The following is a 25,303-nucleotide window of genomic DNA, read 5'->3' as shown; positions in this document are numbered from 1 at the left end:
GGGCGTTGTCTGCATTTTGGCCCCTGCGCAGCGGGGGTGCGGCGTGGCGGGCGTTGACCGGACTGCGCCGCCGTGCCATGCCAAGGACAGCAAGATAAAAGGACGGGCCATGAAGGTCATCATATGCGGTGCAGGTCAGGTCGGTTGGCAAATCGCGCGCCATCTGTCGGGGGAACGCAACGACGTGACGGTGGTGGACAGCAACCCCGATCTGGTGCGCCGGGCCACCGATACGCTGGATGTGCAGGGGATTTCGGGCTTTGCCTCTTATCCTGATGTGCTGGACAAGGCGGGCGCGCGCGACGCCGACATGATCATCGCCGCGACCCATTCGGACGAGGTCAACATGGTCACCTGCCAGGTGGCGCATTCGGTGTTCTCTGTCCCGCGCAAGATCGCGCGCCTGCGGGCGCAGTCTTATTTGACGGCGATTTACTCGGATTTGTACCGGCGCGACCATCTGCCCATCGACGTGGTGATCAGCCCCGAACGCGAGGTGGCAGAGGCGGCGTTGCAGCGGCTGGCGGCGCCTGCGGCCTTTGACACGGAAAACTTCCTTGATGGTGATGCGCATTTGCTGGGCCTGTCCATCGACGAGGACTGTCCGATCATCAACACGCCCCTGCGCCAGCTGACGGACCTGTTTTCCACCCTGCGCTCGGTGGTTGTTGGCGTGCGGCGCGAAGGCACGCTGTTTGCGCCCGAGTCCCGTGACCAGCTGTTCGCGGGCGACAGTTGTTATGTGATGGTGCACCGCGAAGACATCCGCCGCACCATGGAGATCTTTGGCAAGACGCTGCACAAACAGGAACGCGTGGTCATCATGGGCGGCGGCAACGTCGGCCTGTCGGTGGCGCGCACGCTGGAGACCCGCGCGGAACGGGTCCGCGCCAAGGTGATCGAACGCAACCGCAAGCGCGCCGAACACGCCGCCGAAGCGCTGGAGCGCACGATTGTGCTGCACGGCGATGGCTTGGATCAGGCCTTGCTGTCCGAGGCGGGGGTCGAGCGCGCCGATGCGGCGCTGTTTGTCACCGACGACGACAAGGCCAATATGCTGGCCGCCGTGCGCGCCAAGGCCGCCGGTTGCCCCATGGTGATCGCGCTGATCAACGACCCGACGCTGGTACCCTTGATGGATCCGCTCGGCATCGACGCCTATATCAACCCGCGCGCCACCACCGTGTCTTCGATCCTGCGCCACATCCGCCATGGCCGGGTGCGCGCGGTCTATTCCATCGGTGACGCCGAGGCCGAGGTGATCGAGGCCGAAGTGCTCAGCACCTCGCCCATCGCCGGCAGCCGCATCCGCGACATCGACTTTCCCGAAGGCGTCTTGGTCGGCGCGGTGCGCAAGGGCGACAAGGTCGTCAAACCCACCGGCGAGCTGCGCATCGAAGAAGGGGACCTGATCGTGATCTTCAGCCTGTCCGGGGACGTGGCCGAAGTAGAGCGGCTCTTGCAGGTCTCGATCGACTTTTTCTGATGAAACGTCTGGCGGAGCTGCCCCTTTTCCTGATGCTCATGGGGATCGCGTCGGTGTCGTTGGTCTTTCCGGCGATCTACGCGCGCTCGATCGGGGATCACCACGATGCGCGCACGTTCTTTTACGGCGCGCTGATCGGCCTGATCCTGACGACGCTGGTGGCGGTGGCCCTGTCCAACCGCGACCACAACCGCAGCCCCTTGCGGATGCTGGTGACGCTGGCGGCGGCCTTTTTGGCGCTGCCGCTGTTCCTTGCGGTGCCGTTCCAAGAGGCGGTGCGCAACACCAGCTTTGTCAGCGCCTATTTCGAGATGGTCTCGGCCCTGACCACCACCGGCGCGACCCTGTTTGACCCGGCGCGGCTGTCGCCTGCGGAACACCTGCTGCGGGTGCAGGTGGGATGGATGGGGGGGCTTTTGATGTGGGTGGCGGCCTCTGCGATCCTTGCGCCGCTGGCGCTTGGGGGCTTTGAGGTCACCGCCAGCGGCGAGCCAGGCCAGACCATCCTGCAAGGTGCCTCGCGCAGTGACAACACCGGCCCGTCCCAGCGCCTGACCCGCAGCTTCGAGGCGCTTTTCCCGGTCTATGCGGGCCTGACCGTGGCGCTGACCATCCTGCTGCTGATCGCGGGCGACCGGCCTTTTATCGCGCTGAGCCACGCCATGTCGATCATGTCCACCTCTGGGATTTCGCCGCTGGGCCACACGCCGAACGCGTCCTCTGGGCTGGCGGGCGAGATGATCCTGTTCTGCTTCATGGTCTTTGCCCTGTCGCGCATGACCTTTTCCGCCGACACCAAGGCCGAGCGGGGCCTTTGGTACGACCCAGAGTTCCGCATGGGCCTGATCATCGCGCTGTCGGTGCCGCTAGCCTTGTTCCTGCGCCACTGGTCGGCGGCCTTTGACGTTGGGGATGAGCAAAACTGGCAGGCGGGCCTGCGCGCGCTGTGGGGCGGGCTGTTTACGGCGCTGTCGTTCCTGTCCACCACCGGCTTTGTCAGCGCTGACTGGTCGGCGGCGCAGGGCTGGTCCGGGCTGCCGACGCCGGGGATCATCCTGATGGGGCTGGCGCTGGTGGGCGGCGGCGTGGCCACCACCGCGGGCGGGGTCAAACTGCTACGGGTTTACGTGCTGTACCTGAACGGCAAACGCGAGATCGAGCGGCTTGTCCACCCGCACTCGGTTGGCCGCGCCGGTAAGGTTGGTAAACGCATCCGGCGCGAAGGCGCGTTCCTCGCCTGGGTGTCCTTTATGATGTTCGCGCTGACCCTTGCGGCGCTGACCATGGTGCTGGGCGCCTATGGGATCGATCTGGAAAACGCGACGATTCTGACCATCGCAACCCTGTCCAACACCGGCCCCCTGATCGAGATCGCCGCCGAAGACCCCATGAACCTCGCAGGGGCTGTCTGGGATGTCAAACTGCTGCTTTGCGTGGCTATGGTCTTGGGAAGACTAGAGCTTTTGGCCGTGATCGTGATGTTCAGCCCGGACATCTGGCGCGAATAAGGGCGCAATCGCCCCACGCGCGCCCACAAACCCATAGGGGGAATTTTTCGGCTGGAAACTCCCGCGCGGCTTAGACATACTTACCCCGGACGAGGAAGCCCGTATTCAGGGCCATAAAAGAACAAAGGCAAGTCAATGGCTTCGGACAGACAGAATTTGCAGGACGCATTTCTTAACCACGTACGTAAAACCAAGGTTCCGGTAACAGTGTTCCTGATCAACGGGGTCAAGCTGCAAGGCGTGATCACGTGGTTCGACAACTTCTGTGTGCTTTTGCGCCGCGACGGTCAATCGCAGCTGGTCTACAAACACGCGATCAGCACGATCATGCCCTCTCAGCCGATCAACCTCTATGATGGCGAAGATAATTCTTGAACGAACATGAAACGCATGTGACCCGCGCCTGGGTCCTGCACCCGGACATCAAGAGCGACCGCGGCCGACGCGATGCGCATATGGCGCTCGAAGAGGCCGTGTCGCTCGCGCACGCCTTGCCTGACCTCGAGGTCATCGGCTCCGAGGTCGTCTCGCTCCCCAAACCCCACGCAGGGATGCTCTTTGGCTCTGGCAAGATCGCCGAGCTGAAAACCCGCATCAAGGACGCCGAGGTCGAGCTGGTGCTCGTCGACGGGCCGGTGACGCCGGTCCAACAGCGCAACCTTGAAAAGGAGTGGGGGGTCAAACTGCTCGACCGCACCGGGCTGATCCTTGAAATCTTCAGCGACCGTGCCGCCACGCGCGAAGGGGTGTTGCAGGTGGAAATGGCCCACCTCAGCTACCAGCGCACGCGTCTGGTGCGCGCCTGGACCCACCTCGAACGCCAGCGCGGCGGGCTTGGCTTTGTCGGCGGCCCCGGCGAAACCCAGATCGAGGCGGACCGCCGCGCCATTGACGAGCAACTGGTGCGCCTGCGCCGCCAGCTCGACAAGGTCGTCAAAACCCGCGAGCTGCACCGCAAGGCCCGCGCCAAGGTGCCGTACCCGATCGTCGCGCTGGTGGGCTACACCAACGCCGGGAAATCCACGCTGTTCAATCGCTTGACCGGGGCGGACGTGATGGCCAAGGACATGCTGTTTGCCACGCTCGACCCGACCATGCGGCGGGTGCAACTGCCCACCGGGGCGGATGTGATCCTGTCGGACACCGTGGGCTTTATCTCTGACCTGCCCACCGAACTGGTCGCCGCCTTCCGCGCCACCCTCGAAGAGGTGCTCGCCGCCGATGTCATCGTCCACGTGCGCGACATCTCGCACCCCGAAACCGAAGAGCAAGCCCGCGACGTGACCACCATCCTGGACAGCCTCGGCGTGGACGAACAGACCACCCAACTGGAGCTGTGGAACAAGGTCGACCGCCTCGACCTGGACACCGCCGACGCCCTGCGCGCCCGCGCCAGCCGCGACGACGGCACCTTTGTCACCTCCGCCCTCAGCGGCGAAGGGCTCGATGCCTTCCTCGACGCGGTCACCCACGCCCTTGGCGAGGAAAAGCGCCGCGACCAACTGGTCCTGCCCTACGACGAGGGCCGCAAACGCGCCTGGCTCTTCCAAAAAGGCTTGGTCGAAGAGGAAACCCAAGACGAAGACGGCTTTCACCTGACCCTCAGCTGGTCCGCCAAGGATCGCGCCCAGTTCGAAAGCCTCTAACCCCTGCAAGGGGCCTCATCTTCTTCTCTTTAAAAATATCCTGGGGAGCGCGAGGGGGAATACCCCTCGCACCCAAACCTATCCACATGCGATCCGGTCAGATCACCGGATGCCGCGCCCGCAGCCATTGCTCGGCCACCTCCAGCCGCCGCAATTGCCGCGCCGAAGGGGCCTCGGGCGTGTTCGCCCAGACCCACAGGCTGAAACACCGCTGCAAGAACACCCGCACGGGCGGCTCGATATGCGGTTCACTATACCCTTCGACCAAGGCCAGCACCGCCTTGCGCCCGTCATGCGGCCCCACCGTCATCAGGTCCAGCGCCAGCGTATAGACATCGCGCAACGGCTCATCCTCGCGGCGGTTCTCGAAATCGATCCCCCAGATCGCCCCCGCCTGATCCATCAGCAGGTTCGACAGGGTCATGTCGCGATGGGTCACCGCCCGCACGGACAATCGCCCCTGCACCGACACCGCCTGCGCCTGCACCAGACGCGCGGCCTTGGTGAACCCTTCGAGGTCGACAATCTCCCGCGCACCGGTGGCGCCAGCTTCGACAAGCCGCGCAAGCCAATTCACTTGTCCGGTCGGATCAAACAAAACCTCGCGCCGGGACAGCCCATGAAACGCCCGCAGCCAAGCGCCCGCCCGCGTCGCCAATTCCTCATCCGCCCGCGCGGCCCAGAGCGCCGAAAGATCAAACCCATCCACCGCCTGCATGGCCAAGACCTGCCGCTCGGTGTCGTGAAACACCTGTGCCGGGGCGCGATACGAACCTGTCGCCAAGGCCGCCGCCACCTCGCGCCCGCGTTTGGCTTGACGGCCCTCACGCTCTGCCGCCGCAGGGGAAAACACCTTGAGGATCGCGCGCCCCTCGGGCAGCGCCGCGCCAAACAGATGCGCCTGCGCGCGCCCAGCATCCGGGCGTAACGCGGTCAACTCCGGCGCAACCCCGCGCGCCGCCAAAGCCTCTTGCGCGCGCCCGCGCGCCTCGGCCAAGCTGAGCATCAAGGTGTCACCAGCCGCGTCACCCCAACCGAGGCCGCCCGCGCCAGATCGGTGTCCAGCGACATGGGGATATACTCTCCGCGCCGCCACAGCTGGCCCAGATCGTCGTAATGCCGCGACAGGAAATGCCCCGACTGCCCGGTCGACGAGATAAACACCGAGCTGTCCGGATCGGCAAAGTCATAGACCCCGCGATAGGCGCCGCTGTGCACATTGGTGAAGGGCGCAGGGCCGGTGCCCATCGTCCGCCCGCGCAGCAAGGTCTGATCGCCGCCCGAGGTGCTTTGGCGGATGTTCACAAAGTAGCGCAGCACCGGCACATCGCCCAAGGTCTGGTGCTTGTGCAGCGCCGCGTGCGCATCCCCCCAGCGCAGCGCGCCCAAAGCGGTCCCGTAGGTCTCGCCGATCCACACCAGCGCATCGTCCAGCGCCAGCCGCGCAATGTCGGTGCAGGTCTCGACCCGCGCGGAACGGATCACGTCACACCAGGCCGAAGCGCCGCCCACGTTGCGATACACGCGCTCAATGAACAGCGGTTCCACATGGCTGAACGCCCCGGCCAGCGGCCCCAGATCGTCGCGGATCAGCCGGTCTTGCAGCGCGCGCAGCCAGGCGGCGTAGATCAGCGGCTCTGGCATGTGCTCGTTCATTTCGCCATTCCAATCGGCCAACAGGCGCAGCGCCTCTTGGCGGCGACGTTCCGGCGTGCCCTCGGGGGCGGCGCTTTCGGTATACCACAGATCGCGGCCAATCAGCGGCAGCAAGGTGCGCGCGGCGGTCGATACCGTGTCCAGCTGCGCCTCGACAAAGCTGTCGCGGGTGTGGACCTTGCGCCCCTGCATCAGCGTCTGCCAGCGCTGCACCCGCTGGCTGTCGCCCCAGCTGTAGGACATGTGGTTCGGGAAGGGGCGATCCACCACCTTGTTGTTGGTATTGCCGACGATGCCGCCTTGGGGCGCGACAAAAACCGGGTTGGCGGAATAGGGCATCATCCCCTGCCAGCGGTTCTGCGCGATCCACCCCGGCGAAGGCATCCGCCCGCGCGACTGGTGCGCGGGGTCGCGGCGCGGCATGGCCCCCACGGTCTGCAAGGCGACGCGGGTGCGGTCGGCCATGGTCACGTTCATCGACGGCGCAACAAAGGCGCGGCCCGCTTCGATCCCGTCCTCGATGGTCTGCGCCATCATCAGTCCGATGGCCGCGCTCATAGAGGTGTCCTGCGCCGAAAGGGCGGTCCACGCCAGCGAGGCGACATGCCCCGGCGGGGTCACGGCATTCAGGTTGAACTGCGATCCGGGCAGCACCGGGCCATTGTCCGTCCAGCGCAGGGTGACGGTGATCGGGGCGGCGTCCTTGATTTCAATGATCGACTTGCGCGTCTCGAACCGCTTCCAGCCGGTGGGGGTGCGGTATTGCTGTGGATCGTCGGGGTTCAGCTCTTCGATATAAAGGTCTTGGTCGTCCATATAGGACGAGGTCAGCGCCCAGCCAAAGCTGTCCGAGCGCCCGACCAACAGCGACGGGATACCGGGGATGGACCCGCCGATCACCGGCCCCGATTGCAGGTTCATCCGGGCGAGGTACCACACCGACGGCGCGGTCAGCCCAAGGTGCGGGTCATTGGCGAGGATCGTCGCCTGAGAGGCAGAGCGCCCCGGCGCTGCGGCCCAGGCGTTGGATGCCCCCGCCAGCCCGCGCGGCGGGATCACGTCCAGAAACCCATCCGGCTGGGCGGTGGCCTGCGCGTAACGGGGCAGGGGCACGTCAAAGAGGCTGGCGTAATCGGGCAGGGCGGCGGTGCCGGTGCCGGGCATGTCGGGCAGGATGTCGGACAGCCGCAAATCGTCGTCCAGCGCCAAAGAGGTGCGGGCGCGCAGCACCTCGTCCTTGAGCTGGTCCGACAGTTGCAGCGCCAGCAGCTTGACCAGCGCGATGGAATCGGCGGGCTGCCAAGGGGCGATGGCGGCGTCAAAGATAAAGAACTCGGGCGCGCCCCGGCCCAGCGAGCGGGCGTTGATTTCCTCGATGCGGGCGTTCACCCCGGCCGAATAGGCTTCGAGCGCGTCCAGGGTGCGCGGGTCCTGGAACCGGGCCGACTCGATCGCCAGCCGGTGCAGGTCGAACCGCCGCAGCAGCGTGTCCACATCGGCGGTGCGGGTGCCAAAGATCTCGGACAGGCGGCCCTGGGCGGTGCGGCGCAGCAGGGTCATCTGCCACAGGCGGTCCTGCGCGTGGGTGTAACCCAGCCCGAAAAAGGCGTCGCGGTCGGACAGCGACAGGATATGCGGCACGCCATTGTTGTCGCGCACGATCTCGATGTCGGCAGTGATGCCAGAGACGGGCAGGGTCTTGTCGTACTCAGGCAGCGACCGAGAGGCGAGATAATAGGCCAGAAACACACCGATGACGGTCAGAACCACCACGGCGCTGGCCAGTCGAAACAGCCATTTGAAGATAAGCGCCATTCCACTCGCTCCTGTCTTGGGCTAGTTGGGTTTGAAGCGACTTAACCGTCTGGTCGGGCCTTGCCAAGAGGCGTGCCCATGATCGGCGACAGCAGGGAGAACGATGACATGGCAAAAGTAGCGTTTCTGGGCCTTGGGGTGATGGGCTATCCGATGGCCGGTTATCTGGTCAAAGCTGGTCACGAGGTGACCGTTTACAACCGCACGGCGGCCAAGGCGGACAAATGGGTTTCCGAGAATGGCGGCGCATGGGCACCCACCCCGCGCGAAGCGGCACAGGGGGCAGAGTTCGTTATGGCCTGTGTGGGCAACGACGATGATCTGCGCTCTGTGTGTTTGGGCGAGGACGGGGCGTTCGCCGGGATGGACGCGGGCGCGACCTTTGTCGATCACACCACGGTGTCGGCAGAGGTCACGCGCGAGCTGTTCGCGGCGGCGGCGGACAAGGGCGTGGCCTTTGTGGATGCGCCGGTGTCGGGCGGTCAGGCGGGCGCCGAGAACGGCCAGCTGGTGGTGATGTGCGGCGGCGAGGAAGACGCCTATGCCAAGGCCGAGCCGATGATCGACGCCTATTCCAAGCTGTGCAAACGCCTTGGCGACAGCGGCGCGGGCCAGCTGTGCAAGATGGTCAACCAGATCTGCATTGCCGGGCTGGTGCAGGGGCTGTCCGAAGGTCTGCACTTTGCCGAAAAGGCCGGTCTGGACGGGCGCGCGGTGGTCGAGGTGATCGGCGGCGGCGCGGCGGGCTCTTGGCAGATGGTGAACCGCGTGGACACCATGGTGGATGGCAAGTTCGACCACGGCTTTGCCACCGACTGGATGCGCAAGGATCTGGCGATCTGTCTGAAAACCGCCGAAGAGGTACAGGCGTCCTTGCCGGTGACGGCGCTAGTGGACCAGTTCTACAAGGACGTGCAGAAGATGGGCGGCGGGCGCTGGGATACCTCTTCGCTGCTGGCGCGCCTGCGCAAGCTGGACTGATCCACCTGATCCAAAGGGCTTGAGCACAGCTCAAGTCCGCAGGCCTCGGCCCCCATCCTGACCTTCCCCCGTCACACCGGGGGAAGGGACCCCTTGGCGGGCCGACCCTGACACATTGGCGTGTGTCGCCCTCATTCCTCCGACTCTGTCCTCTTTCTTCCCGCCCCATACTTCCGGCCCCGCCCCACATTTGTTCCGACATTTTGATGGAAAATTGGCCTTTGGGCCGTGCTGATCGTCTTGGCGCTGACGATTGTGGATTGTCATGGGGGCCATCCTGCCCTTATGTTAGCGGTTAGGCTGCCAGCGCGACACCGCGCGGCACCAGAGAGTTTCGCTGGACGTGGACAGGCAAACAGCCCCCGGCCAGACCGATCCGGTCGCAAGACCAACGAACCGACCCGGACCGCCACAAGCGACGGGTTTATTAATGGGCGCCACCGGGGACACACCTTGGGAGAGCGTCGGAGAAGAAACGCGATGAAGCGCGCGAACCAAGACAGGCACGGGGCAGGACGCATTTGCGCCCCCCAGCCGCGCGCGCCGCAGTTCGCCCAGACAAGACACACCCTTCGGCTTTTCGCTCCGCCAGATCGGTCTTTTGATCGCGCTGACGGGCAGGGGCTCGATTTCGTGTGCAAACGGACAACATGGCAAAGAAGATGCTCATCGACGCCACCCACGCGGAAGAGACCCGCGTTGTGGTGGTTGACGGAAACAAGGTCGAGGAATTCGATTTTGAATCAGAGAACAAGCGGCAGCTCGCCGGCAATATCTATCTAGCGAAAGTCACACGGGTCGAGCCGTCCCTTCAGGCGGCATTCGTGGACTATGGTGGCAACCGCCACGGCTTTTTGGCGTTCTCGGAGATCCACCCCGATTATTACCAGATCCCGGTCGCCGACCGTCAGGCCCTGATGGAAGAAGAGGCGGCCTTGGCCGCTGCCGAGGACGAAGACGACAAACCCAAGAAGTCACGCTCTTCGCGGTCGCGCTCGCGGTCCAAGTCGCGGTCGAAATCGGGCGATCGTGCCGAGCAGGGCGATGAGGCGCAGGTCAAGTCGTCTGATCAGATCAGCGGCATGGAAACCATCGACCTTGGCGAGGACAGCGAAGCTGGCGCGCCGGGCGAAGGTCTGTCGCCGATGGAAACCGTGCACGAGGCGCCTGTGGCGGACCCCGATGAGGTCGCCGCCGAGCAGGCAGCCGAAGCGGCCGAAGCTGTAGAGACCCCCTCTGAGGCGGACGCCCCGGCACAGAACGCGGCCCCCGAAGCGGAGGCACCTGCGCAGGACGCGCCCGCAGCGGCGGTCGAAGAGGTGGTCGAAGAACCCGCTCTGGAAGCGGCGGCCCCCGCCGAGATTGCGGAAGGTCCGGCAGAGATTGCCTCGACCGAGGAATCCACGCCGGAGGTTACCCCCTTGGACGAGGGTGCCGCAGAAGGTGACGCCGCAGAAGCAGACGCGGACAGCGAAGACAAGCCGCAGCGTCCCATGGCCGAAGGCGCCAAGGAAGAAGACGCCGTCGTGACCGCCGAGCCTGCGGAAGTATCTCAGGACGCCCCGGCTGAAGCAGAGGCCGACGCAGACGCCGCCCAAGCAGCGGAGCAAGACGCGCCCGAGGCCCGCGAGGTCGCCGCCGAAGACGCTTCTGATGCGCCCAACGCAAAAGCAGACACGGCAGAGGACACCGCCGAGGAGCAAGCCGACGCCGAGGAACTCTCTGCGCCCAAGCGGTCCTCGCGCTCGCGCAGCCGCAAATCGACCAAGTCGGAAAAGCCCGAGACGACCGAACCCGAAGACCGCGACGACGAGATCGAGTCCGTCGCCGACGACGACACCGAAGAGGACATCCGTCCGGTCCGCAAGCCGCGCCCGCGCCGCTACAAGATCCAGGAAGTCATCAAGGTCCGCCAGATCATGCTGGTGCAGGTCGTCAAAGAGGAACGTGGCAACAAGGGCGCGGCCCTGACCACCTACCTTAGCCTCGCGGGCCGCTACTGCGTCCTGATGCCCAACACCGCGCGCGGTGGCGGCATCAGCCGCAAGATCACCAACGCTGCGGATCGGTCCAAACTCAAGGCCATCGCCAACGAGATCGACGTGCCCAAGGGCGCGGGCCTGATCGTGCGCACCGCCGGTGCGAAACGCACCAAGACCGAGATCAAGCGCGACTACGAATACCTCCAGCGCCTGTGGGAACAGATCCGCGAGCTGACGCTGAAATCCATCGCGCCCGCCAAGATCTACGAAGAAGGCGACCTGATCAAACGCTCGATCCGCGACCTGTATAACCGCGACATCGACGAAGTGTTTGTCGAGGGCGAAGGCGGCTACCGCATCGCCAAGGACTTCATGAAGATGATCATGCCGTCCCACGCCAAGAACGTGAAACACTACCAGGACCAGATGCCGCTGTTCGCGCGCTACCAGGTGGAAAGCTACCTTGGCGGGATGTTCAACCCGGTCGTGCAGCTGAAATCGGGCGGTTACATCGTCATCGGCGTGACCGAGGCGCTGGTCGCCATCGACGTGAACTCTGGCCGCGCCACCAAAGAGGGCTCGATCGAAGAGACCGCGCTCAAGACCAACCTTGAGGCCGCCGAAGAGGTGGCGCGCCAGCTGCGTCTGCGTGATCTCGCCGGTCTGATCGTCATCGACTTTATCGACATGGACGAGCGCAAGAACAACGCCGCCGTCGAAAAACGCATCAAGGACAAGCTGAAAACCGACCGCGCGCGCATCCAGGTGGGCCGCATCTCGGGCTTTGGCCTGATGGAAATGTCGCGTCAGCGTCTGCGTCCCGGCATGATCGAGGCGACGACCCAGCCGTGCCCGGCCTGCCACGGCACCGGCTTGATCCGCTCGGACGACAACCTTGCCCTGCAAGTGCTGCGCCAGATCGAAGAAGAGGGCGTGCGCCGCCGCTCGCGCGAGGTTCTGGTCAAGGTGCCGGTGGGCATCGCCAACTACCTGATGAATCAAAAGCGCGAGCATATCGCCCAGATCGAGGCGCGCTACGGCATGTCCGTCCGCGTTGAGGGCGACCCGCATCTGGTCTCGCCGGACTTCACGCTTGAAAAGTTCAAGACCGCGACCCGCTCGGTTCCCGAGGCGACGGCGCCGGTGGTGTCGGTCGACTCCAAGCTGATGGAGCAGCTCGACGAAGAAGCCGCCGCCGAAGCCCAAGAGATCGAAGACGCCGAGGTGATCGAGAGCACCGATGCCCCTGCGCCCGAGGCCGGGTCCGAAGAGGACAAGCCCAAGAAAAAGCGCCGCCGCCGGTCGCGCTCGCGCTCGCGGTCCAAGTCGAACGGTGAGAACGGCGATAACGGCGAAACCGCTGATAAATCGGACACGTCGGACAAGCCCGACAGCGATGGTCAAGCCATCGAAGCCGATGGCGCAGCCGCCGAAGCCGATGGCGCAGCCACCGAGGTGAAACCGCAAGAGTCGGGCGAAGAGGCTGCCGAGACGGACAAGCCCAAGAAATCCCGCTCGCGGTCCCGGTCGCGTTCTCGCTCCAAGTCCAAGAAGGACGATCAAAAGGAAGAGACGCAAGCCGAAGCACAGTCTGAGGCGGCCCCCGAGGCACCCGCAGAGGCCGAAACGCCCGCGCCGGTCGCGGCGGAGGCGGCCCCGGCAGAGGACGCACCGGCACAAACGCCCGAGCCAGCCGCTGCCGCAGACACCCCGGCAGAGGAGCCCAAGGCCGAAGCGCCTGCGGCCCCCGAACCGACCGCTGAAGCGCCCACTGACGACGCCCCGAAAGCCGAAGATGCCAAGCCTAAACGCACCCGCGTCAAGGCCTCTGACATCATCGCGCAGGTGATGGGGGATACCGCGCCCAAGGCCGAAGAGCCCGAGGCCGAGGAAGCCAAAGCCGAGGAAGCCAAAGCCGAGGAGACCCCGGCAGAGGACGCCGCGCCCGAGCCCGTCGCTGCCGAGGCCGAGCCGCAGAGCGCGGAGGCCGAGGAAGACAAGCCCAAGCGCCGCGGCTGGTGGTCTCTGGGTCGCTAACCTCGCGCGCAGCGCAGACACAAAAAGCCCCGCCAACCGGCGGGGCTTTTTATGTTTAAAAGGCGTCAATCTGGTTGGATCAATCCGGCGTCTCTGCACGAAATCGGGCACTTCAGGGCCGAAACGCCGATTTACCGCTTCTCGATCAGCCAAATCATGGCGTCTCCATCTTCCTCCGAAGACAGCAACATATGCCCGGCCTCATTGCAAAAATGCGGCATGTCGATCACCGCGGCCGGATCGTCCGTCACCACGCGCAAGCGATCCCCGGCGCGCAAAGCCTGCATCCGCTTGCGCGCTTTCAAAACGGGCAGGGGGCACAGCAGCCCCAAAGCATCAAGTTCATGTTCCATGCCTCTGATCTAGCGCGCACGGCCCCGCGCGAAAACCACTTTTCCCCGCCCGCCCGCATGTTTCATCCCCGCCACAAGGATGTGACCGCCTTGCACCGTGACGCCGCCGTGGAATTGGCGTAAGCCAACCCCATGTTCGGAATCGAGATCATAGACGCATCGCTCTTGCCCGCCATGCTTGTTGCGCTGGTGGCGGGGCTGATATCCTTCCTCAGCCCCTGCGTGCTGCCGGTGGTCCCGCCTTACCTCGCCTATATGAGCGGCGTCTCGATGTCCGACCTCAGCCACAGCCGCAACAAGGCGCTGCTGGCGGCGCTGTTCTTTGTCATGGGCCTCTCGACGGTCTTCCTGCTGCTGGGGGTCGCCGCCTCCGCCGCGGGGCGCGCTCTGCTGCAATACCAAGCGTATTTCAACACGGTCGCCGGCGTGATCGTGATGATCTTCGGCGCGCATTTCGTTGGCGTCTACCGGATCGGCTTCCTCGACCGCGAAGCCCGCCTCGACGCAGGGGACCAAGGCGGCTCGGCCTTTGGCGCCTACATCCTCGGCCTCGCCTTCGCTTTCGGCTGGACCCCCTGCATTGGCCCGCAGCTGGGCGCGATCCTGTCGCTCGCTGCTTCCGAAGCCTCCGTCGCGCGCGGAACCCTGCTGCTGGCAATCTACGCGCTTGGCCTCGGCGTGCCCTTCCTGCTGGTTGCCGCCTTCCTGCCGCGCCTCACCGGGGCCATGAACTGGATGAAACGCCACATGGAGCGGATAGAACGCGCCATGGGCCTGCTGCTGTGGACCATCGGCTTGCTGATGCTGACGGGGGGATTCTCCGCGCTCAGCTTCTGGCTCCTCGACACCTTTCCAGCCCTCGGCAGCCTCGGCTAACCGCCCGCGTCTTCTTCTCTTTCCAAATATCCTGGGGGAGGCCGCAGGCCGGGGGCAACGCCCCCACCAAAATTATTAATCAATAATTTTGCCCACCCCCAGACGCCCCCATCCACACCAAAAACCCACACCCGGGCCTTACTCTGGCCGAAAATCACCGTTACTCTTTCCCTAAACCAAGGGACGGGTCATGAGTTCAGAGCAGCACACCCGCAAACAAGATGTCACGAAACGCCGGGTCTTCTACATTCCCGGCTACGATCCCATTCACCCCCGGCGTTATCGCGAACTCTACCGCAAGGAAGGCACCGCCCAGGCGGCCATCTCCGGCTACGAGCTAACCCTCAGCCCCAAGCAAACCGGCGGCCTCTACGGCTGGCGCGTCTCCAGCGAGATCGCGCAAGACACAACCCAAGCGGACGTCGAAGTCCTCGTCTGGTCCGACATCGTCCGCGGCAGCATGGAAACCTCGATCCCCGCCACCTACGCGCAGCTGGTCCGCACCGCTTGGGAGTACATCGCCACCGGCGCTTTGTTCCGCCTCATGCGCCTGCGCAAAGGGCCGGTGATCGCGGCGCTCTATCCCATCGGGATGCTGCTGCTTCAGGCTTTGCTCGCCCTGTGCCTGACCGCCCTCGGCGCAAAACTCGGCAGCCTTGGCAACACTCTGACGACGCTCCTCGGCGCGGCGCTTGGGGCCGCCGCTGGCCATGCCCTGCTGCGCTGGTTCAAGAAGAAAGACGGCAAGTTCTTTGCCTACTACCTGATGCACGACTACGCCTATTCGGCCCAGCATCGCGGTGCCAACCCGCCAGAGCTGGAAACCCGCATGGCCGAGTTTGCGGACATCATCGCCGAGGCGTTGACCACGGATGTGGATGAAGTCCTGATTGTCGGCCATTCCTCGGGCGCGCATCTGGCGGTCTCGATCCTGTCCGATCTGATCCGCCAAGGGCGCGTGCCGGACCAAGGCCCGAAACTGGCCTTCCTCAGCCTCGGGCAAGTGGTGCCCATGGTGTCTTTCCTGCGCGATGCGTGGCGTCTGAGGGCCGATTTGCAGTTTTTGGCGGCGCAAAACGCCCTGACCTGGGTCGATGTGACCGCGCCCGGCGACGGCTGCGCCTTTGCTCTGTGTGACCCGGTCAGCGTCTCCGGCGTTGCGCCCGAAAACAAACTCTGGCCGCTGGTCTTTTCGGCGCAGTTCACCCGCAGCCTCAGCCCCGCCCGCTGGAAGGCGCTGCGCTGGCGCTTTTTCCGCCTGCATTTCCAGTATCTCTGCGCCTTTGATGCGCCGCTGGACTACGACTATTTCCAGATCACCGCCGGGCCTTTGTCGCTGGCTCAGCGCTATCAGGACCGCCCGCCCTCGGCCAGCCGCCTGACCAAGGCGGTGTCGAAATTCACGAGCACCGCGCCATGATCCCGCCGAAACCCGCCGCGCGGCCCAACCGTGTGTCCTTGCTCAAATACGTCAAACTGTTCCGCGCCGACATCCTCTCGGCCCAGCCCGCGCGGCTGTACCGGGCGTGGATGGCCGAGTTCAAGACGCCCTTTTTCCGGTCCTATCTGGTCAACCAGCCCGAGCTGGTCAAAACCGTGCTCAAGGATCGCCCGATGGATTTCCCCAAATCCTCGCGCATTTCCGAAGGGCTGCGACCCTTGCTGGGTGACAGCGTGTTCCTGACCAATGGCGCGCAATGGCAGCGGCAGCGACGCATCATCGACCCGGCGTTCGAAGGCGGCCGCCTGCGCGAAACCTATCCGGCCATGTGGCAGGCGGCAGAGGCGGCTTTGAAACGGCTAACCGAGCGCGCCGGGCAGGACGTGGAAATCGAAGAGATCACCAGCCACGCCGCCGCCGACGTGATCTTTCGCACGCTGTTTTCGATCCCGATCGAGGACGAGGTCGCCAGCGCCGTCTTTCACGAATTCCGCGCCTACCAGCGCACCCAGCCGATCCTGAACATCGCCGCCTTTGTGCCTTTGCCGCGCTGGATGCCGCGCTTTTTCCGCAAGGACACGCGGGCGGCGGCGCAGCGCATTCGCGGGCTGATTGCCCAGTTGACCGCCGACCGCATGGCGCAGATCAAGGCAGGCACCGCGCCGGACGATCTGGCCACGAAGATCATGACCACAGTTGATCCCGAAACCGGCGAGACCTTTAGCGCCGAGGAGATGGTCGACCAAGTGGCGATCTTTTTCCTCGCGGGGCATGAAACCAGTGCCAGCGCGCTTGGCTGGGCGCTGTACCTGATGGCGCTTTACCCCGACTGGCAGGACCGTCTGGCGACCGAGGCGCAGCTGCTGCAAGGCGAAAACTTTGGCGATGTCTCGAAACTGCGCCTCAGCCGCGATGTGTTCCGCGAGACGCTGCGGCTTTATCCGCCGGTGCCGATGATGGTGCGCCAAACGACCTGCCCAGAGGCGTTTCGTGACAGAAAACTCCCGAAATCGTCCCAAATCGTCCTTAGCCCATGGCATTTACATCGCCACGAACGCCTGTGGGAGCGCCCGGATGAGTTCGACCCGACCCGCTGGCAGACCGAGAACGGCAAGCAATGCGGGCGCGACGCCTATATCCCGTTTTCCGCCGGGCCGCGGGTCTGCACGGGGGCAGGCTTTGCCATGGTCGAGGGGCCTTTGCTGCTGTCGCTGCTGCTGCGTGACCTGAAAGTCGAGCGCGTCAAAGGCCGCGATCCCATCCCCGAAGCGCACCTGACCGTGCGCGCCCGCGATGGGATCTGGCTGCGCGTCACCCAGCGCCCCGCCGCGATTTGAAACATTTGAGACGAACTGCCGAAGTTTAGCGATAACAGGCGGTTGAGCCTCTATACCGCCTTCACAGCTTTGTGTAACGAAGGGTTAATTCATTCTTACTCACCTCATGAGGGCGACATGTCTACAGACACTTTCGCGCAGATGGCTGCGCAGATGACCAACGGCAAAGGCTTTATCGCGGCGCTGGATCAGTCGGGCGGCTCGACCCCCAAGGCGCTGGGGCTTTATGGCGTCACCGAAGACATGTACGACGGCGAAGAGGCGATGTTCGCCGAAATCCATGCCATGCGCACGCGCATCATCAAGGCCCCCGATTTCACCAAGGACAAGGTGCTGGGCGCGATCCTGTTCGAACGCACCATGCGCGGCGAAGTGGACGGCAAGCCCACCGCCAAGGCCCTGTGGGAAGATCGCGGCATCGTGCCGTTCCTCAAGATCGACAAGGGTCTCGACGACAAGGCGAACGGCGTTCAGATGATGAAACCGATCCCTGGCCTTGAGGACACGCTGAAAGAAGCCGCCACCTTTGGCATCTTTGGCACCAAGGAACGCTCGGTCATCCACGAGGCGAACCCCGAGGGCATCAAGGCCGTGGTCGCCCAGCAGTTCGAGGTCGGCAAGACCGTGGTGTCCTGCGGCATGGTGCCGATCATCGAGCCCGAGGTCGACATCAACTCTGCCACCAAGTCCGAGGCCGAGGCGATCCTCAAGGCCGAGATCACCGCGCAGCTGGACGCGCTGGCCGACGATCAGAACGTGATGCTCAAGCTGACCATCCCGAACGAGGCGGGCCTGTACGACGATCTGGCCGACCACCCGCGCGTGCTGCGCGTTGTGGCGCTGTCGGGCGGCTACACCACCGACGACGCCTGCGCGCGTCTGTCCAAGCAGCCCAAGATGATCGCCTCTTTCAGCCGCGCGTTGGCCGAAGGTCTGTCCAAGCAGCAGTCGGACGAAGAGTTCAACGCGGCGCTCGGCGCGAACATCGACAAGATCTACCAAGCTTCGCTCTGATCTGTTCCCTCAGTCAGACGATCAAGGCCCCTCTTTGCGCTGGCGAAGGGGGGCTTCGTCTTTTGTACGGGCCTGCCAGTCGGCAAAGCGCTTGCCCGGCTCGTCCACGAACAGCCCCGGCAGGGGGGTGACGCTGTCGATGCGGTCGATGCGCAAGGACAGGAAGTCGTTCGCGGTCTCCTCCCAGGCGATGCAGGTCCAGACGCGCCCCCAGTAATCCAAGTGCAGCGGGCGAATGTCGTGCACCGCGCCCGCCCGCGTGATCCGCAGCTTTTGCCGCGCCCGGATCGCGGCGCGGATGCTGGGCATATGGGCAAAGCCGCGCGCCGCCTCGGCAAAGGCATGGGTGGCAAAGCCGAAAGAGGCGGACGGCGCGCTGCTGTCCTCTGGCAGGATGGCGTCGATCTTGGCGGACAGCGACCGCGCCGCCTCTGACATCTCGGGCAGGTCCGATGCGCCGAGGGCCGCGAGGGCGACGTGCAACGCCTCCAGCTCTGTTTCGGTCAGGTTCAAGGGGGGCAGGGTGATCGCCGCTTGGGCCGTGTAGCCATAGCCGCGCGCCCCTTCGACCGGCACACCTGATTCTGCCAGCACCTCCATGTCGCGATAGATCGTGCGCACGGACACCCCAAGGTCCTGCGCCATTGCCTCTGCGGTGTGCAATTGCCCATCGCGCAGGCGCTGCATCAGGGCGAAAAGCCGGTCTTTGCGATTCATTTTCGAGCCTCCAGTTGCGCCTATACTGACAAAATCCTGACAACTGACAACCTCATGACACAAACACCCTCAAAGCGGTGCAGTTTGGTGCTTTTCGCCTTGGCGCGAAGCCGATACATACATCGGACGGAATTCATCGCGGGGAAAATCCCCACGGACTAAGGAGAGAGCAATGCTCAACAATATCGGCCTTCCGGGCCTTCTGCTGATCGCCGTCGTGGTGCTGGTCCTGTTCGGCCGCGGCAAAATCTCTGGCCTCATGGGTGAGGTCGGCAAGGGCATCACCGCCTTCAAAAAGGGTGTCGACGAGGGCGCCAAAGAGCTTGAGGACGAAAAGGCCGCCGAGGCCAAGGACGTCACCCCCGCCGAAGAGAAAGACAAGGTCTAAACCATGTTTGATCTTGGCTGGACAGAGCTGATGCTGATCGGGATCGTGGCGTTGATCGTCGTCGGTCCCAAGGATCTGCCGATGCTGTTTCGCAAGGTGGGCCAGTTCATGGGCAAGGCCCGCGGAATGGCGCGCGAGTTCAGCCGTGCCATGAATGACGCGGCGGACCAGTCTGGCGTGCAGGACGTGGCCAAGACCTTTAAAACCGCGACCAACCCCGTTGGCGCGGCCATGGACGGGGTCAAGGATGCGGCCAAGTCGATGACCAACCTCGACCCCAGCAGCGAGACCGGCAAACTGGCCGCCGAGCGCGAAGAGGCCCGCAAAAAGATCGAAGCCTCTGCCGCGCGCAAGGCCGCCGAACGCAAGGCCCGCGAGGCCGAGGAGGCGCTGAAAGCCGCCGAGCGTCTGGAGGCCGAGGCCGCGTCTGAGACCAAGGGCGATGACGCCCCTACGAAGGGTGACGCATGAACGCGACCAACGACGAGATCGAGGACAGCTCGGCCCCGCTGATCGAGCACCTCGCCGAATTGCGCACGCGGCTGATCCGCTGCGTGATCGCCTTTTTGATCGGCATGGTGCTGGCCTTTACCGTGGCCGAGCCGATCTTGCAGTTCCTGCTGGGCCCGATCGAGGCGACCTTGCGCGAATTGGGCGACCCGTCGCCGACGATGCAATACACCAGCCCGCAGGAATACCTGTTCACGCTGTTCCGCATCTCGATGGTGTTCGGCTTTGCGCTGGCCTTTCCGGTGATCTCTTACCAGATGTGGCGCTTCATCGCGCCGGGTCTGTATAAATCCGAAAAGGGCGCGTTCCTGCCGTTCCTGATCGCTTCGCCGTTCATGTTCCTGCTGGGCGCGAGCTTTGCGCATTTCGTGGTGACACCGCTGGCGATGGCGTTCTTCCTTGGGTTCGCGGATTTCCCGTCGCTGATGTCTGACCTTCTGGGACGGGCAGGGGATTTGACCGGGGTGACCGTGCCGGAGCTGGCCGAAGCCGCCGCCGAAGCCGCGCCGGACGAGGGCATCCAGATCACCTTCTTTGGTAAGGTGAACGAGAGCCTTGATATCACGCTGAAGTTCATCATCGCCTTTGGCCTGTGTTTCCAGCTGCCGGTGCTGCTGACGCTGATGGGCAAGGCGGGGATGGTCTCGGCCGAGGGTCTGGGCAGCGTGCGCAAATACGCCATGGTTGGTATCCTGATCCTCGCCGCGATTGTGACGCCGCCGGATGTGACCACGCAGATCATCCTGTTCACCGTGGTCTACGGCCTCTACGAGGTGTCGATCATCCTGGTGCGCATGGTCGAGAAAAAGCGCGAAAAAGAGCTGCGGGCGCAGGGGCTTTGGTTCGAGGACGAGCCGGACACCGAGAACGACCCGCTGATGAAAGAGTTCGACGAGGATAAAGACACGTGAATGACGAGACGCTGACGCGGATCGCCGAGGCGCTGGAGCGGATGGCTCCGGCGCCTTTGGCGTCTCCGGATTTCGATGGGGCAGAGGCCTTTGTCTGGCATGTATCGCCCGACCGTCTGGCCCCGGTGGCACGGGTGAGCCGGGTGGATCTGGACCTGCTGGTTGGCATCGACCGCTCGCGCGATACGCTGCTAAAGAACACGCTGCAGTTTGCCGAAGGGCTGCCCGCCAACAACGCGCTGCTTTGGGGCGCGCGGGGGATGGGCAAGTCGTCCATCGTCAAGGCAGTCCACGCGGCGGTGCGCGCACAGGGGCATGACCTGAAACTGGTGGAATTGCAGCGCGAAGACTTGCCGACCGTGGGGCGCTTGCTGAACCTGCTGCGCGATGCGCCCTACCGGTTTGTGCTGTTCTGTGACGACCTGTCGTTTTCGCACGACGACCAGCACTACAAATCGCTCAAGGCGGTTTTGGATGGCGGCGTCGAGGGGCGGCCCGACAACGTGGTGTTCTATGCCACGTCCAACCGCCGCCACCTGATGCCGCGCGACATGATCGAGAACGAGCGGTCCAGCGCCATCAACCCCGGCGAAGCGGTCGAGGAAAAGGTGTCGCTGTCCGATCGCTTTGGTCTGTGGCTGGGGTTCCACCCCTGTTCGCAGGACGAATACCTTGAGATGATCCGCGGCTACTGCGATGCCCATGGCGTCGAGATTTCGGACGACGATCTGCGCGCCGAGGCCATCGAGTGGCAGGCGACGCGCGGGTCGCGCTCGGGGCGTGTGGCGTGGCAGTTCTTTACCGATCTGGCCGGGCGCAAGGGTGTGGCATTGGGCTGAGCCTTGCTTGTGTCCTGATTGGGCCTCGGTCATGGGACCGGGGCCTTTTTGTTGGTCACTTTTGCGTGGGTGCGGGGAAAGGGAGGCCTGCAAGGCTTTGAGTTTTCGCGTGAATCTGAAACCCTTAACGCACCAATAGAAAAGGAGCCGACCCACGATGCGCGTCATTCTAAAGGCCTTTGTGCGCTGGCGCTGAGCTGCGCGTCGCTGTCCGCTGAGAGGCTGAAGCCCACCACCCGCGTGCCCGACACCCTGCGGGACGTTCCGAACAAGGTTGGCGTGCTGCGGGATTATAAGCGTGGGTCAAACGGCACCCGCGTTGCCTATTGCACCGCGTCGGTGATCGCGTCGGACTTTATCCTGACGGCGGCGGACTGCGTGGTCGATGAGGCGGGCGAGGCGCGCAAGGGCGTGATCTTTGCGCCGGGGAACCCGCATACGGGCACCTTGGGGCGGGTTTTTTCGAGGTCGAAGAGGTCTATTCACGCGCGAGCGGCAGGACATTTTGACGGCTATCGTCACGGGTGATCCGGCGTGGTCGGAGTATGCAGAGCCATGGGTGCGCAAGGTTGCGGGGGATGATTACCTGATCCGGACCTTTGCGGTGAACACCTGCACGCGGCAGAGGGCGCTGAATGTTGCGGTGCATTTCAGGCCGCTGAGTGGGGATTGGAAGACCGAGGGGTTCTTTCCGGTGCCGCCCAATGGGATCGCGTTGATGGCGGAGTCCACGAACCGCAATTATTACCTGTCCGCGCAACGGAGCGACGGGCGCGCCGAGATCGGAGGGGACAAGATCCGCGATATGCCCGCTGGTGGGATCGGGCGGTTTCGGACCTTTGGCGTGGCGGATTGGGGCGACGTGTTCCACCGGGGCGGCTGTTAGGCGGCTGCTCGTGCTGTGTGAGGATCGGCTACGGGCCTTGGTTAAAAGGGGGCGCTGCCCCGCGCCTGAAGGCGCTCCCCCGGGATATTTTTGAAGAGAAGAAGCCCGGAGGATTTTAGGGGTTAGCGCAGGTAGGGCATGGGGTCGGTGGGTTCCATGCCTTGGCGGACTTCGAAATGCAGGAAGGCTGGCTCTCCTGACCGGACACGGGCGATGTCTTGGCCTTTGGAGACGGCGTCGCCTTTGGCAACTTTGACATCGTCGACATGGGTGTAGACGCTGACCAGATCGGCGGGGTGGCGGATCAAGATGAACTTGACGCCTTCGGTGGTTGTCGAGATTGCGATGACCTGCCCAGAGGCCGCCGCTTTGACCGGAGAGCCTGCGGTGGCAGAGATGTCGATCCCGGGATTTCTTTCGCGTGAGTATTCGCGGATGATCGAGCCGCTGACCGGCATGACCATTTGCGCGCTGCTGGCGGCGGGTTTGCTTTGGCCGATGTCGGCGACGGGCTTGGCCGGGGCCGCCGGTTTCGCGTCGGCTTTGGGCAGCGTTGTGGCGGCCACGCTGGCGGCGGCGGGCGGGGTCACGGTCGGCAGCGGTTTCGAGGCCGAGGGCGGCGTCGGCGTGGGGGTGCCATCGCCGGGCTCGGAGACCGCCGGTTCGGCGATTTGCGGCGCTGTGGTGTCCACCGGCGGGATCAACAGGAACTGGCCTTCGCGGATGTTGAAGGCTTTGTCGAGGCCGTTCCACTCGGCCAGCGCGCGCGGCGAGACGTTGTAGAGGCGCGCGATGGTAAAGGCGGTTTCGCCGCGGGCGACCTGGTGGCGGATCGGCTCGATCCCGGTGGGGCCTGTGGCGGTGCGCGGCGCGGTGGGGGCGGCGCGGTCGATGGCGTTGCCCGCCAGCGTCGCCACATCGACGGTCGGCGCGGGGCGGATCGGGCCGGTGGTGGCCGCGCCGGTCGCCGGCGAAGGTTCGCTCACGCGGCGGGGCAGGGCGATCAGCTCGCCCTGGCGCAGGGGGTCGTCGACCTTGATACCGTTAAAGCGCGCGAGGTCCTCGGCGGGCAGGCCAAGGCGGTTCGCCACGTCCGAGAGCTTGTCGCCGCGCTTGGCCACGGCCACCTGGTAGCTGGGGTAAGAGATGACACCGCGGTTGTCCGGCGCGGGCCGCGCGGTGGTCGCCTTGATCGCTGCCTGCGAGGTGTCGACCCGCCCGCCCATCTTGCCCCGGAGGTCAAAGTCTACACCGCCAGAGCAGGCGCCAAGCGCTATCATACTGACGAACAAAGGGAAAAGGCGCGCTGTCCGGGTCATCTCGATATCCTCATATGCGCCCCTTGTGTCGAGGCGTCACGGCACTGTCTTGCCGATGGTTCAGTCCTTGCCCAGCCCCTCGACGAGGGGCACGAAACGCACAGGCCGCAGCTCATCGTAGTCGAAACCGTCCTCGTGGCGGGTGACGCGGATCAGCTGTTGCACCGTGTCCGACTGGCCCACAGGCACCACCATGATACCGCCAATCTTGAGCTGCGCCAAGAGCGGGCCGGGCGGATCCTCGGCGGCGGCGGTGACGATGATGCGGTCAAAGGGCGCCTGATCGGGCAACCCGTGCGAACCATCGGAGGTGAAGGCGGTGATGTTGCTCAGTTCCAGCGCGTCGAACACCGCGCGGGCCGCCTGCACCAGCCGCTTGTGGCGGTCGACGGTGTAGACGCGGCGGGCGAGTTGGCTGAGGATCGCGGCCTGGTAGCCAGAGCCGGTCCCGACCTCAAGCACCTTGTCGCGCGGGCCCACATCCAGCGCCTGCGTCATCAAGGCGACCACCGAGGGCTGGCTGATGGTCTGCCCGCAGGGGATCGGCAGCGGCGTGTCCTCATAGGCGCGGTCGTTGAAATAGCCCTGCACGAACAGCCCGCGGTCGACCTTTTCCATGGCGTTCAGCACCACGGTGTCCGTCACCCCCTTGGAGCGGAGGGCAAACAGGAACTGCATCTTGGCTTCGGCGTCAAAGCTCATGTCAGCGCGTCTTTCAGGCGGGCAAGGCTGTCGTGGCAGGTCAGATCGGCGCGCATGGGCGTGACGGTGATGTACCCTTTGAGGTTCATGTCCGCGTCGGTGCCCTCGGCGGTGCCAATGCGCTGGTTGCCGCCCGACGCCCAAAGGAACCGCCGCCCCGACGGCGAGGTGTGCGGCTCGACGCTAAAGGACGTCTCGGGGCGAATGCCCTGCGCGGTGGCCACGGTGCCGACCACATCCGCCGCCGGAAACGGGGGGAAGTTGACGTTGTAGAACAGACGATAGCCGCTCTGCCCGTCGGGGTCGGCGGCGAGGATCTTGCGGATCACGTCGCCGCCATGCACCGCCGAGGCCTCGAACGGGTTGTCCAAACCGTGGGTTTTCGGCCCCAGATACTGCGACAAGGCAATCGACCGGATGCCCTGCAAAGCCCCCTCCATCGCGCCGCCCAAGGTGCCGGAATACAGCGCATTCTCCGCCGAGTTATTGCCCCGGTTTACCCCGGACAGGATCAAATCCGGCGGGCTATCCTTCAACACGTCATGCAAACCGGCCAAGACACAGTCCGCCGGGCTCCCCTCGGCGGCAAAGCGCCGCTCGCCCATCTGCGCAATCATCGTCGGGTGCGTATAGGAAATACAATGCGCGACACCGGATTGTTCAAAGGCAGGGGCTACGACCCAGACCTCGCCGTCCGGGCCGACCAAGTCCTGAGCAATCGCCTCCAGAACCTTCAGCCCCGGCGCGTTGATACCGTCGTCATTGGTGATGAGAATACGCATAAGCCCCGCCCTGAATTGCCTTGCAAACTCATTAGGGCAAGGCTTTCACAGGGGCAAGCCGCAGGAGGGCCCAAAGCCCCGCCCGGGTCTTCTTCTCTTTGAAAATATCCCGGGGAG

The 25,303-nt window shown here is 64.5% G+C and carries 23 protein-coding genes; 16 read left to right on the top strand and 7 right to left on the bottom strand.

Annotation, left to right across the window (positions count from 1 at the left end; translation table 11 throughout):
* The first annotated feature begins 109 nt into the window (after positions 1 to 109).
* The 4 genes from trkA (at position 110) to hflX (ending at position 4,640) form a co-directional block, all read left to right on the top strand.
* Positions 110 to 1,486, top strand: coding sequence for a Trk system potassium transporter TrkA (gene trkA, locus B9A11_RS06350; RefSeq protein ID WP_058246734.1), 1,377 nt, complete (start codon positions 110 to 112; stop codon positions 1,484 to 1,486).
* A complete protein-coding gene (locus tag B9A11_RS06345) occupies positions 1,486 to 2,994 on the top strand; it encodes a TrkH family potassium uptake protein (protein ID WP_058246735.1) in 1,509 nt (502 codons plus the stop codon). The genes trkA and B9A11_RS06345 overlap by 1 nt, the downstream gene beginning before the upstream one ends.
* Positions 2,995 to 3,129: 135 nt before the next feature.
* A complete protein-coding gene (gene hfq, locus B9A11_RS06340; RefSeq protein ID WP_058246736.1) occupies positions 3,130 to 3,369 on the top strand; it encodes an RNA chaperone Hfq in 240 nt (79 codons plus the stop codon).
* Positions 3,366 to 4,640 carry a GTPase HflX gene (gene hflX / locus B9A11_RS06335; protein WP_058246737.1) on the top strand — a complete coding sequence of 425 codons (1,275 nt, stop codon included), beginning with the start codon at positions 3,366 to 3,368 and terminating at the stop codon, positions 4,638 to 4,640. Before hfq ends, hflX begins: the two co-directional genes overlap by 4 nt.
* A 97-nt stretch (positions 4,641 to 4,737) precedes the next feature.
* Here the strand turns inward: hflX and B9A11_RS06330 are convergent, their stop codons facing one another.
* The gene (locus tag B9A11_RS06330; protein WP_058246738.1) at positions 4,738 to 5,646 is read right to left on the bottom strand and encodes an aminoglycoside phosphotransferase family protein; all 909 of its coding nucleotides are present in this window, start codon (positions 5,644 to 5,646) and stop codon (positions 4,738 to 4,740) included.
* Entirely contained in the window at positions 5,646 to 8,111 is a 2,466-nt protein-coding gene (locus tag B9A11_RS06325) for a penicillin acylase family protein (protein WP_058246739.1), read from the bottom strand. The genes B9A11_RS06330 and B9A11_RS06325 overlap by 1 nt, the downstream gene beginning before the upstream one ends.
* Before the next feature lie 108 nt (positions 8,112 to 8,219).
* Between B9A11_RS06325 and B9A11_RS06320 the strand changes: the two genes are divergently transcribed.
* A complete protein-coding gene (locus tag B9A11_RS06320) occupies positions 8,220 to 9,092 on the top strand; it encodes an NAD(P)-dependent oxidoreductase (protein ID WP_058247119.1) in 873 nt (290 codons plus the stop codon).
* A 650-nt stretch (positions 9,093 to 9,742) separates the two neighbouring features.
* Positions 9,743 to 13,111 (top strand): Rne/Rng family ribonuclease, encoded by a 3,369-nt coding sequence (locus B9A11_RS06315; RefSeq protein ID WP_058246740.1) that lies wholly within the window; start codon positions 9,743 to 9,745, stop codon positions 13,109 to 13,111.
* A gap of 131 nt (positions 13,112 to 13,242) precedes the next feature.
* On the opposite strand, the gene B9A11_RS06310 is transcribed toward B9A11_RS06315, so the two are convergent.
* Positions 13,243 to 13,464, bottom strand: coding sequence for a sulfurtransferase TusA family protein (locus B9A11_RS06310; RefSeq protein ID WP_058246741.1), 222 nt, complete (start codon positions 13,462 to 13,464; stop codon positions 13,243 to 13,245).
* Positions 13,465 to 13,596: 132 nt separating this feature from the next.
* Between B9A11_RS06310 and B9A11_RS06305 the strand changes: the two genes are divergently transcribed.
* The 4 genes from B9A11_RS06305 to B9A11_RS06290 all read left to right on the top strand — a co-directional run bounded on the left by B9A11_RS06305 (position 13,597) and on the right by B9A11_RS06290 (position 18,132).
* Positions 13,597 to 14,340, top strand: coding sequence for a cytochrome c biogenesis CcdA family protein (locus B9A11_RS06305; protein ID WP_058246742.1), 744 nt, complete (start codon positions 13,597 to 13,599; stop codon positions 14,338 to 14,340).
* Between the two features lie 190 nt (positions 14,341 to 14,530).
* Complete coding sequence (locus B9A11_RS06300; RefSeq protein ID WP_058246743.1) at positions 14,531 to 15,760, top strand: hypothetical protein; 1,230 nt, start codon at positions 14,531 to 14,533, stop codon at positions 15,758 to 15,760.
* Positions 15,757 to 17,118 carry a cytochrome P450 gene (locus tag B9A11_RS06295; protein ID WP_058246744.1) on the top strand — a complete coding sequence of 454 codons (1,362 nt, stop codon included), beginning with the start codon at positions 15,757 to 15,759 and terminating at the stop codon, positions 17,116 to 17,118. Before B9A11_RS06300 ends, B9A11_RS06295 begins: the two co-directional genes overlap by 4 nt.
* A 117-nt stretch (positions 17,119 to 17,235) precedes the next feature.
* Positions 17,236 to 18,132, top strand: coding sequence for a fructose bisphosphate aldolase (locus B9A11_RS06290; protein WP_058246745.1), 897 nt, complete (start codon positions 17,236 to 17,238; stop codon positions 18,130 to 18,132).
* Positions 18,133 to 18,153: 21 nt separating this feature from the next.
* Here B9A11_RS06290 and B9A11_RS06285 read toward each other — a convergent pair whose 3' ends face one another.
* Complete coding sequence (locus tag B9A11_RS06285; RefSeq protein ID WP_058246746.1) at positions 18,154 to 18,849, bottom strand: helix-turn-helix transcriptional regulator; 696 nt, start codon at positions 18,847 to 18,849, stop codon at positions 18,154 to 18,156.
* Positions 18,850 to 19,021: 172 nt separating this feature from the next.
* On the opposite strand from B9A11_RS06285, the gene B9A11_RS06280 reads away from it, so the two are divergent.
* The 6 genes from B9A11_RS06280 to B9A11_RS06255 all read left to right on the top strand — a co-directional run bounded on the left by B9A11_RS06280 (position 19,022) and on the right by B9A11_RS06255 (position 22,383).
* Positions 19,022 to 19,237, top strand: a complete 216-nt coding sequence (locus B9A11_RS06280) for a twin-arginine translocase TatA/TatE family subunit (RefSeq protein ID WP_058246747.1) — start codon at positions 19,022 to 19,024, stop codon at positions 19,235 to 19,237.
* A 3-nt stretch (positions 19,238 to 19,240) separates the two neighbouring features.
* Complete coding sequence (tatB, locus tag B9A11_RS06275; RefSeq protein ID WP_058246748.1) at positions 19,241 to 19,708, top strand: Sec-independent protein translocase protein TatB; 468 nt, start codon at positions 19,241 to 19,243, stop codon at positions 19,706 to 19,708.
* A complete protein-coding gene (gene tatC / locus B9A11_RS06270; protein WP_058246749.1) occupies positions 19,705 to 20,658 on the top strand; it encodes a twin-arginine translocase subunit TatC in 954 nt (317 codons plus the stop codon). Before tatB ends, tatC begins: the two co-directional genes overlap by 4 nt.
* Before the next feature lie 41 nt (positions 20,659 to 20,699).
* Positions 20,700 to 21,497: an ATP-binding protein gene (locus tag B9A11_RS06265; protein WP_370736527.1), complete on the top strand. Its 798-nt coding sequence runs from the start codon at positions 20,700 to 20,702 to the stop codon at positions 21,495 to 21,497.
* 240 nt (positions 21,498 to 21,737) lie between these two features.
* Entirely contained in the window at positions 21,738 to 22,025 is a 288-nt protein-coding gene (locus B9A11_RS21085; RefSeq protein WP_143595811.1) for a hypothetical protein, read from the top strand.
* The gene (locus B9A11_RS06255; RefSeq protein WP_143595810.1) at positions 22,003 to 22,383 is read left to right on the top strand and encodes a hypothetical protein; all 381 of its coding nucleotides are present in this window, start codon (positions 22,003 to 22,005) and stop codon (positions 22,381 to 22,383) included. Before B9A11_RS21085 ends, B9A11_RS06255 begins: the two co-directional genes overlap by 23 nt.
* 122 nt (positions 22,384 to 22,505) lie before the next feature.
* Here the strand turns inward: B9A11_RS06255 and B9A11_RS06250 are convergent, their stop codons facing one another.
* Genes B9A11_RS06250 through surE form a run of 3 tightly spaced genes read right to left on the bottom strand, consistent with a single transcriptional unit; the run spans position 22,506 to position 25,186 of the window.
* The gene (locus B9A11_RS06250) at positions 22,506 to 23,702 is read right to left on the bottom strand and encodes a LysM peptidoglycan-binding domain-containing M23 family metallopeptidase (protein WP_058246753.1); all 1,197 of its coding nucleotides are present in this window, start codon (positions 23,700 to 23,702) and stop codon (positions 22,506 to 22,508) included.
* A gap of 60 nt (positions 23,703 to 23,762) precedes the next feature.
* Positions 23,763 to 24,404: a protein-L-isoaspartate(D-aspartate) O-methyltransferase gene (locus B9A11_RS06245; RefSeq protein ID WP_058246754.1), complete on the bottom strand. Its 642-nt coding sequence runs from the start codon at positions 24,402 to 24,404 to the stop codon at positions 23,763 to 23,765.
* Positions 24,401 to 25,186 (bottom strand): 5'/3'-nucleotidase SurE, encoded by a 786-nt coding sequence (gene surE / locus B9A11_RS06240; RefSeq protein ID WP_058246755.1) that lies wholly within the window; start codon positions 25,184 to 25,186, stop codon positions 24,401 to 24,403. Before surE ends, B9A11_RS06245 begins: the two co-directional genes overlap by 4 nt.
* Between the last annotated feature and the right edge of the window lie 117 nt (positions 25,187 to 25,303).

Origin of the sequence: Tropicibacter naphthalenivorans (assembly GCF_900176475.1) — a bacterium.
Taxonomy (GTDB): domain Bacteria; phylum Pseudomonadota; class Alphaproteobacteria; order Rhodobacterales; family Rhodobacteraceae; genus Tropicibacter; species Tropicibacter naphthalenivorans.
Note: the sequence above shows the minus strand (reverse complement) of the source record. Positions and strands in the feature narration are given on the sequence as shown.

What these genes read in the sequence shown, in the direction of transcription:
- B9A11_RS06285 (WP_058246746.1), bottom strand. Translation starts at nt 18,849, where the DNA reads ATGAATCGCAAAGACCGGCTTTTCGCCCTGATGCAGCGCCTGCGCGAT.
- B9A11_RS06345 (WP_058246735.1), top strand. Translation starts at nt 1,486, where the DNA reads ATGAAACGTCTGGCGGAGCTGCCCCTTTTCCTGATGCTCATGGGGATC.
- B9A11_RS06290 (WP_058246745.1), top strand. Translation starts at nt 17,236, where the DNA reads ATGTCTACAGACACTTTCGCGCAGATGGCTGCGCAGATGACCAACGGC.
- B9A11_RS06315 (WP_058246740.1), top strand. Translation starts at nt 9,743, where the DNA reads ATGGCAAAGAAGATGCTCATCGACGCCACCCACGCGGAAGAGACCCGC.
- B9A11_RS06300 (WP_058246743.1), top strand. Translation starts at nt 14,531, where the DNA reads ATGAGTTCAGAGCAGCACACCCGCAAACAAGATGTCACGAAACGCCGG.
- B9A11_RS06320 (WP_058247119.1), top strand. Translation starts at nt 8,220, where the DNA reads ATGGCAAAAGTAGCGTTTCTGGGCCTTGGGGTGATGGGCTATCCGATG.
- B9A11_RS06330 (WP_058246738.1), bottom strand. Translation starts at nt 5,646, where the DNA reads ATGCTCAGCTTGGCCGAGGCGCGCGGGCGCGCGCAAGAGGCTTTGGCG.
- B9A11_RS06250 (WP_058246753.1), bottom strand. Translation starts at nt 23,702, where the DNA reads ATGACCCGGACAGCGCGCCTTTTCCCTTTGTTCGTCAGTATGATAGCG.
- B9A11_RS06245 (WP_058246754.1), bottom strand. Translation starts at nt 24,404, where the DNA reads ATGAGCTTTGACGCCGAAGCCAAGATGCAGTTCCTGTTTGCCCTCCGC.
- B9A11_RS06295 (WP_058246744.1), top strand. Translation starts at nt 15,757, where the DNA reads ATGATCCCGCCGAAACCCGCCGCGCGGCCCAACCGTGTGTCCTTGCTC.
- B9A11_RS06325 (WP_058246739.1), bottom strand. Translation starts at nt 8,111, where the DNA reads ATGGCGCTTATCTTCAAATGGCTGTTTCGACTGGCCAGCGCCGTGGTG.
- B9A11_RS06305 (WP_058246742.1), top strand. Translation starts at nt 13,597, where the DNA reads ATGTTCGGAATCGAGATCATAGACGCATCGCTCTTGCCCGCCATGCTT.
- surE (WP_058246755.1), bottom strand. Translation starts at nt 25,186, where the DNA reads ATGCGTATTCTCATCACCAATGACGACGGTATCAACGCGCCGGGGCTG.
- tatC (WP_058246749.1), top strand. Translation starts at nt 19,705, where the DNA reads ATGAACGCGACCAACGACGAGATCGAGGACAGCTCGGCCCCGCTGATC.
- B9A11_RS06265 (WP_370736527.1), top strand. Translation starts at nt 20,700, where the DNA reads ATGGCTCCGGCGCCTTTGGCGTCTCCGGATTTCGATGGGGCAGAGGCC.
- B9A11_RS06310 (WP_058246741.1), bottom strand. Translation starts at nt 13,464, where the DNA reads ATGGAACATGAACTTGATGCTTTGGGGCTGCTGTGCCCCCTGCCCGTT.
- B9A11_RS06280 (WP_058246747.1), top strand. Translation starts at nt 19,022, where the DNA reads ATGCTCAACAATATCGGCCTTCCGGGCCTTCTGCTGATCGCCGTCGTG.
- hfq (WP_058246736.1), top strand. Translation starts at nt 3,130, where the DNA reads ATGGCTTCGGACAGACAGAATTTGCAGGACGCATTTCTTAACCACGTA.
- trkA (WP_058246734.1), top strand. Translation starts at nt 110, where the DNA reads ATGAAGGTCATCATATGCGGTGCAGGTCAGGTCGGTTGGCAAATCGCG.
- tatB (WP_058246748.1), top strand. Translation starts at nt 19,241, where the DNA reads ATGTTTGATCTTGGCTGGACAGAGCTGATGCTGATCGGGATCGTGGCG.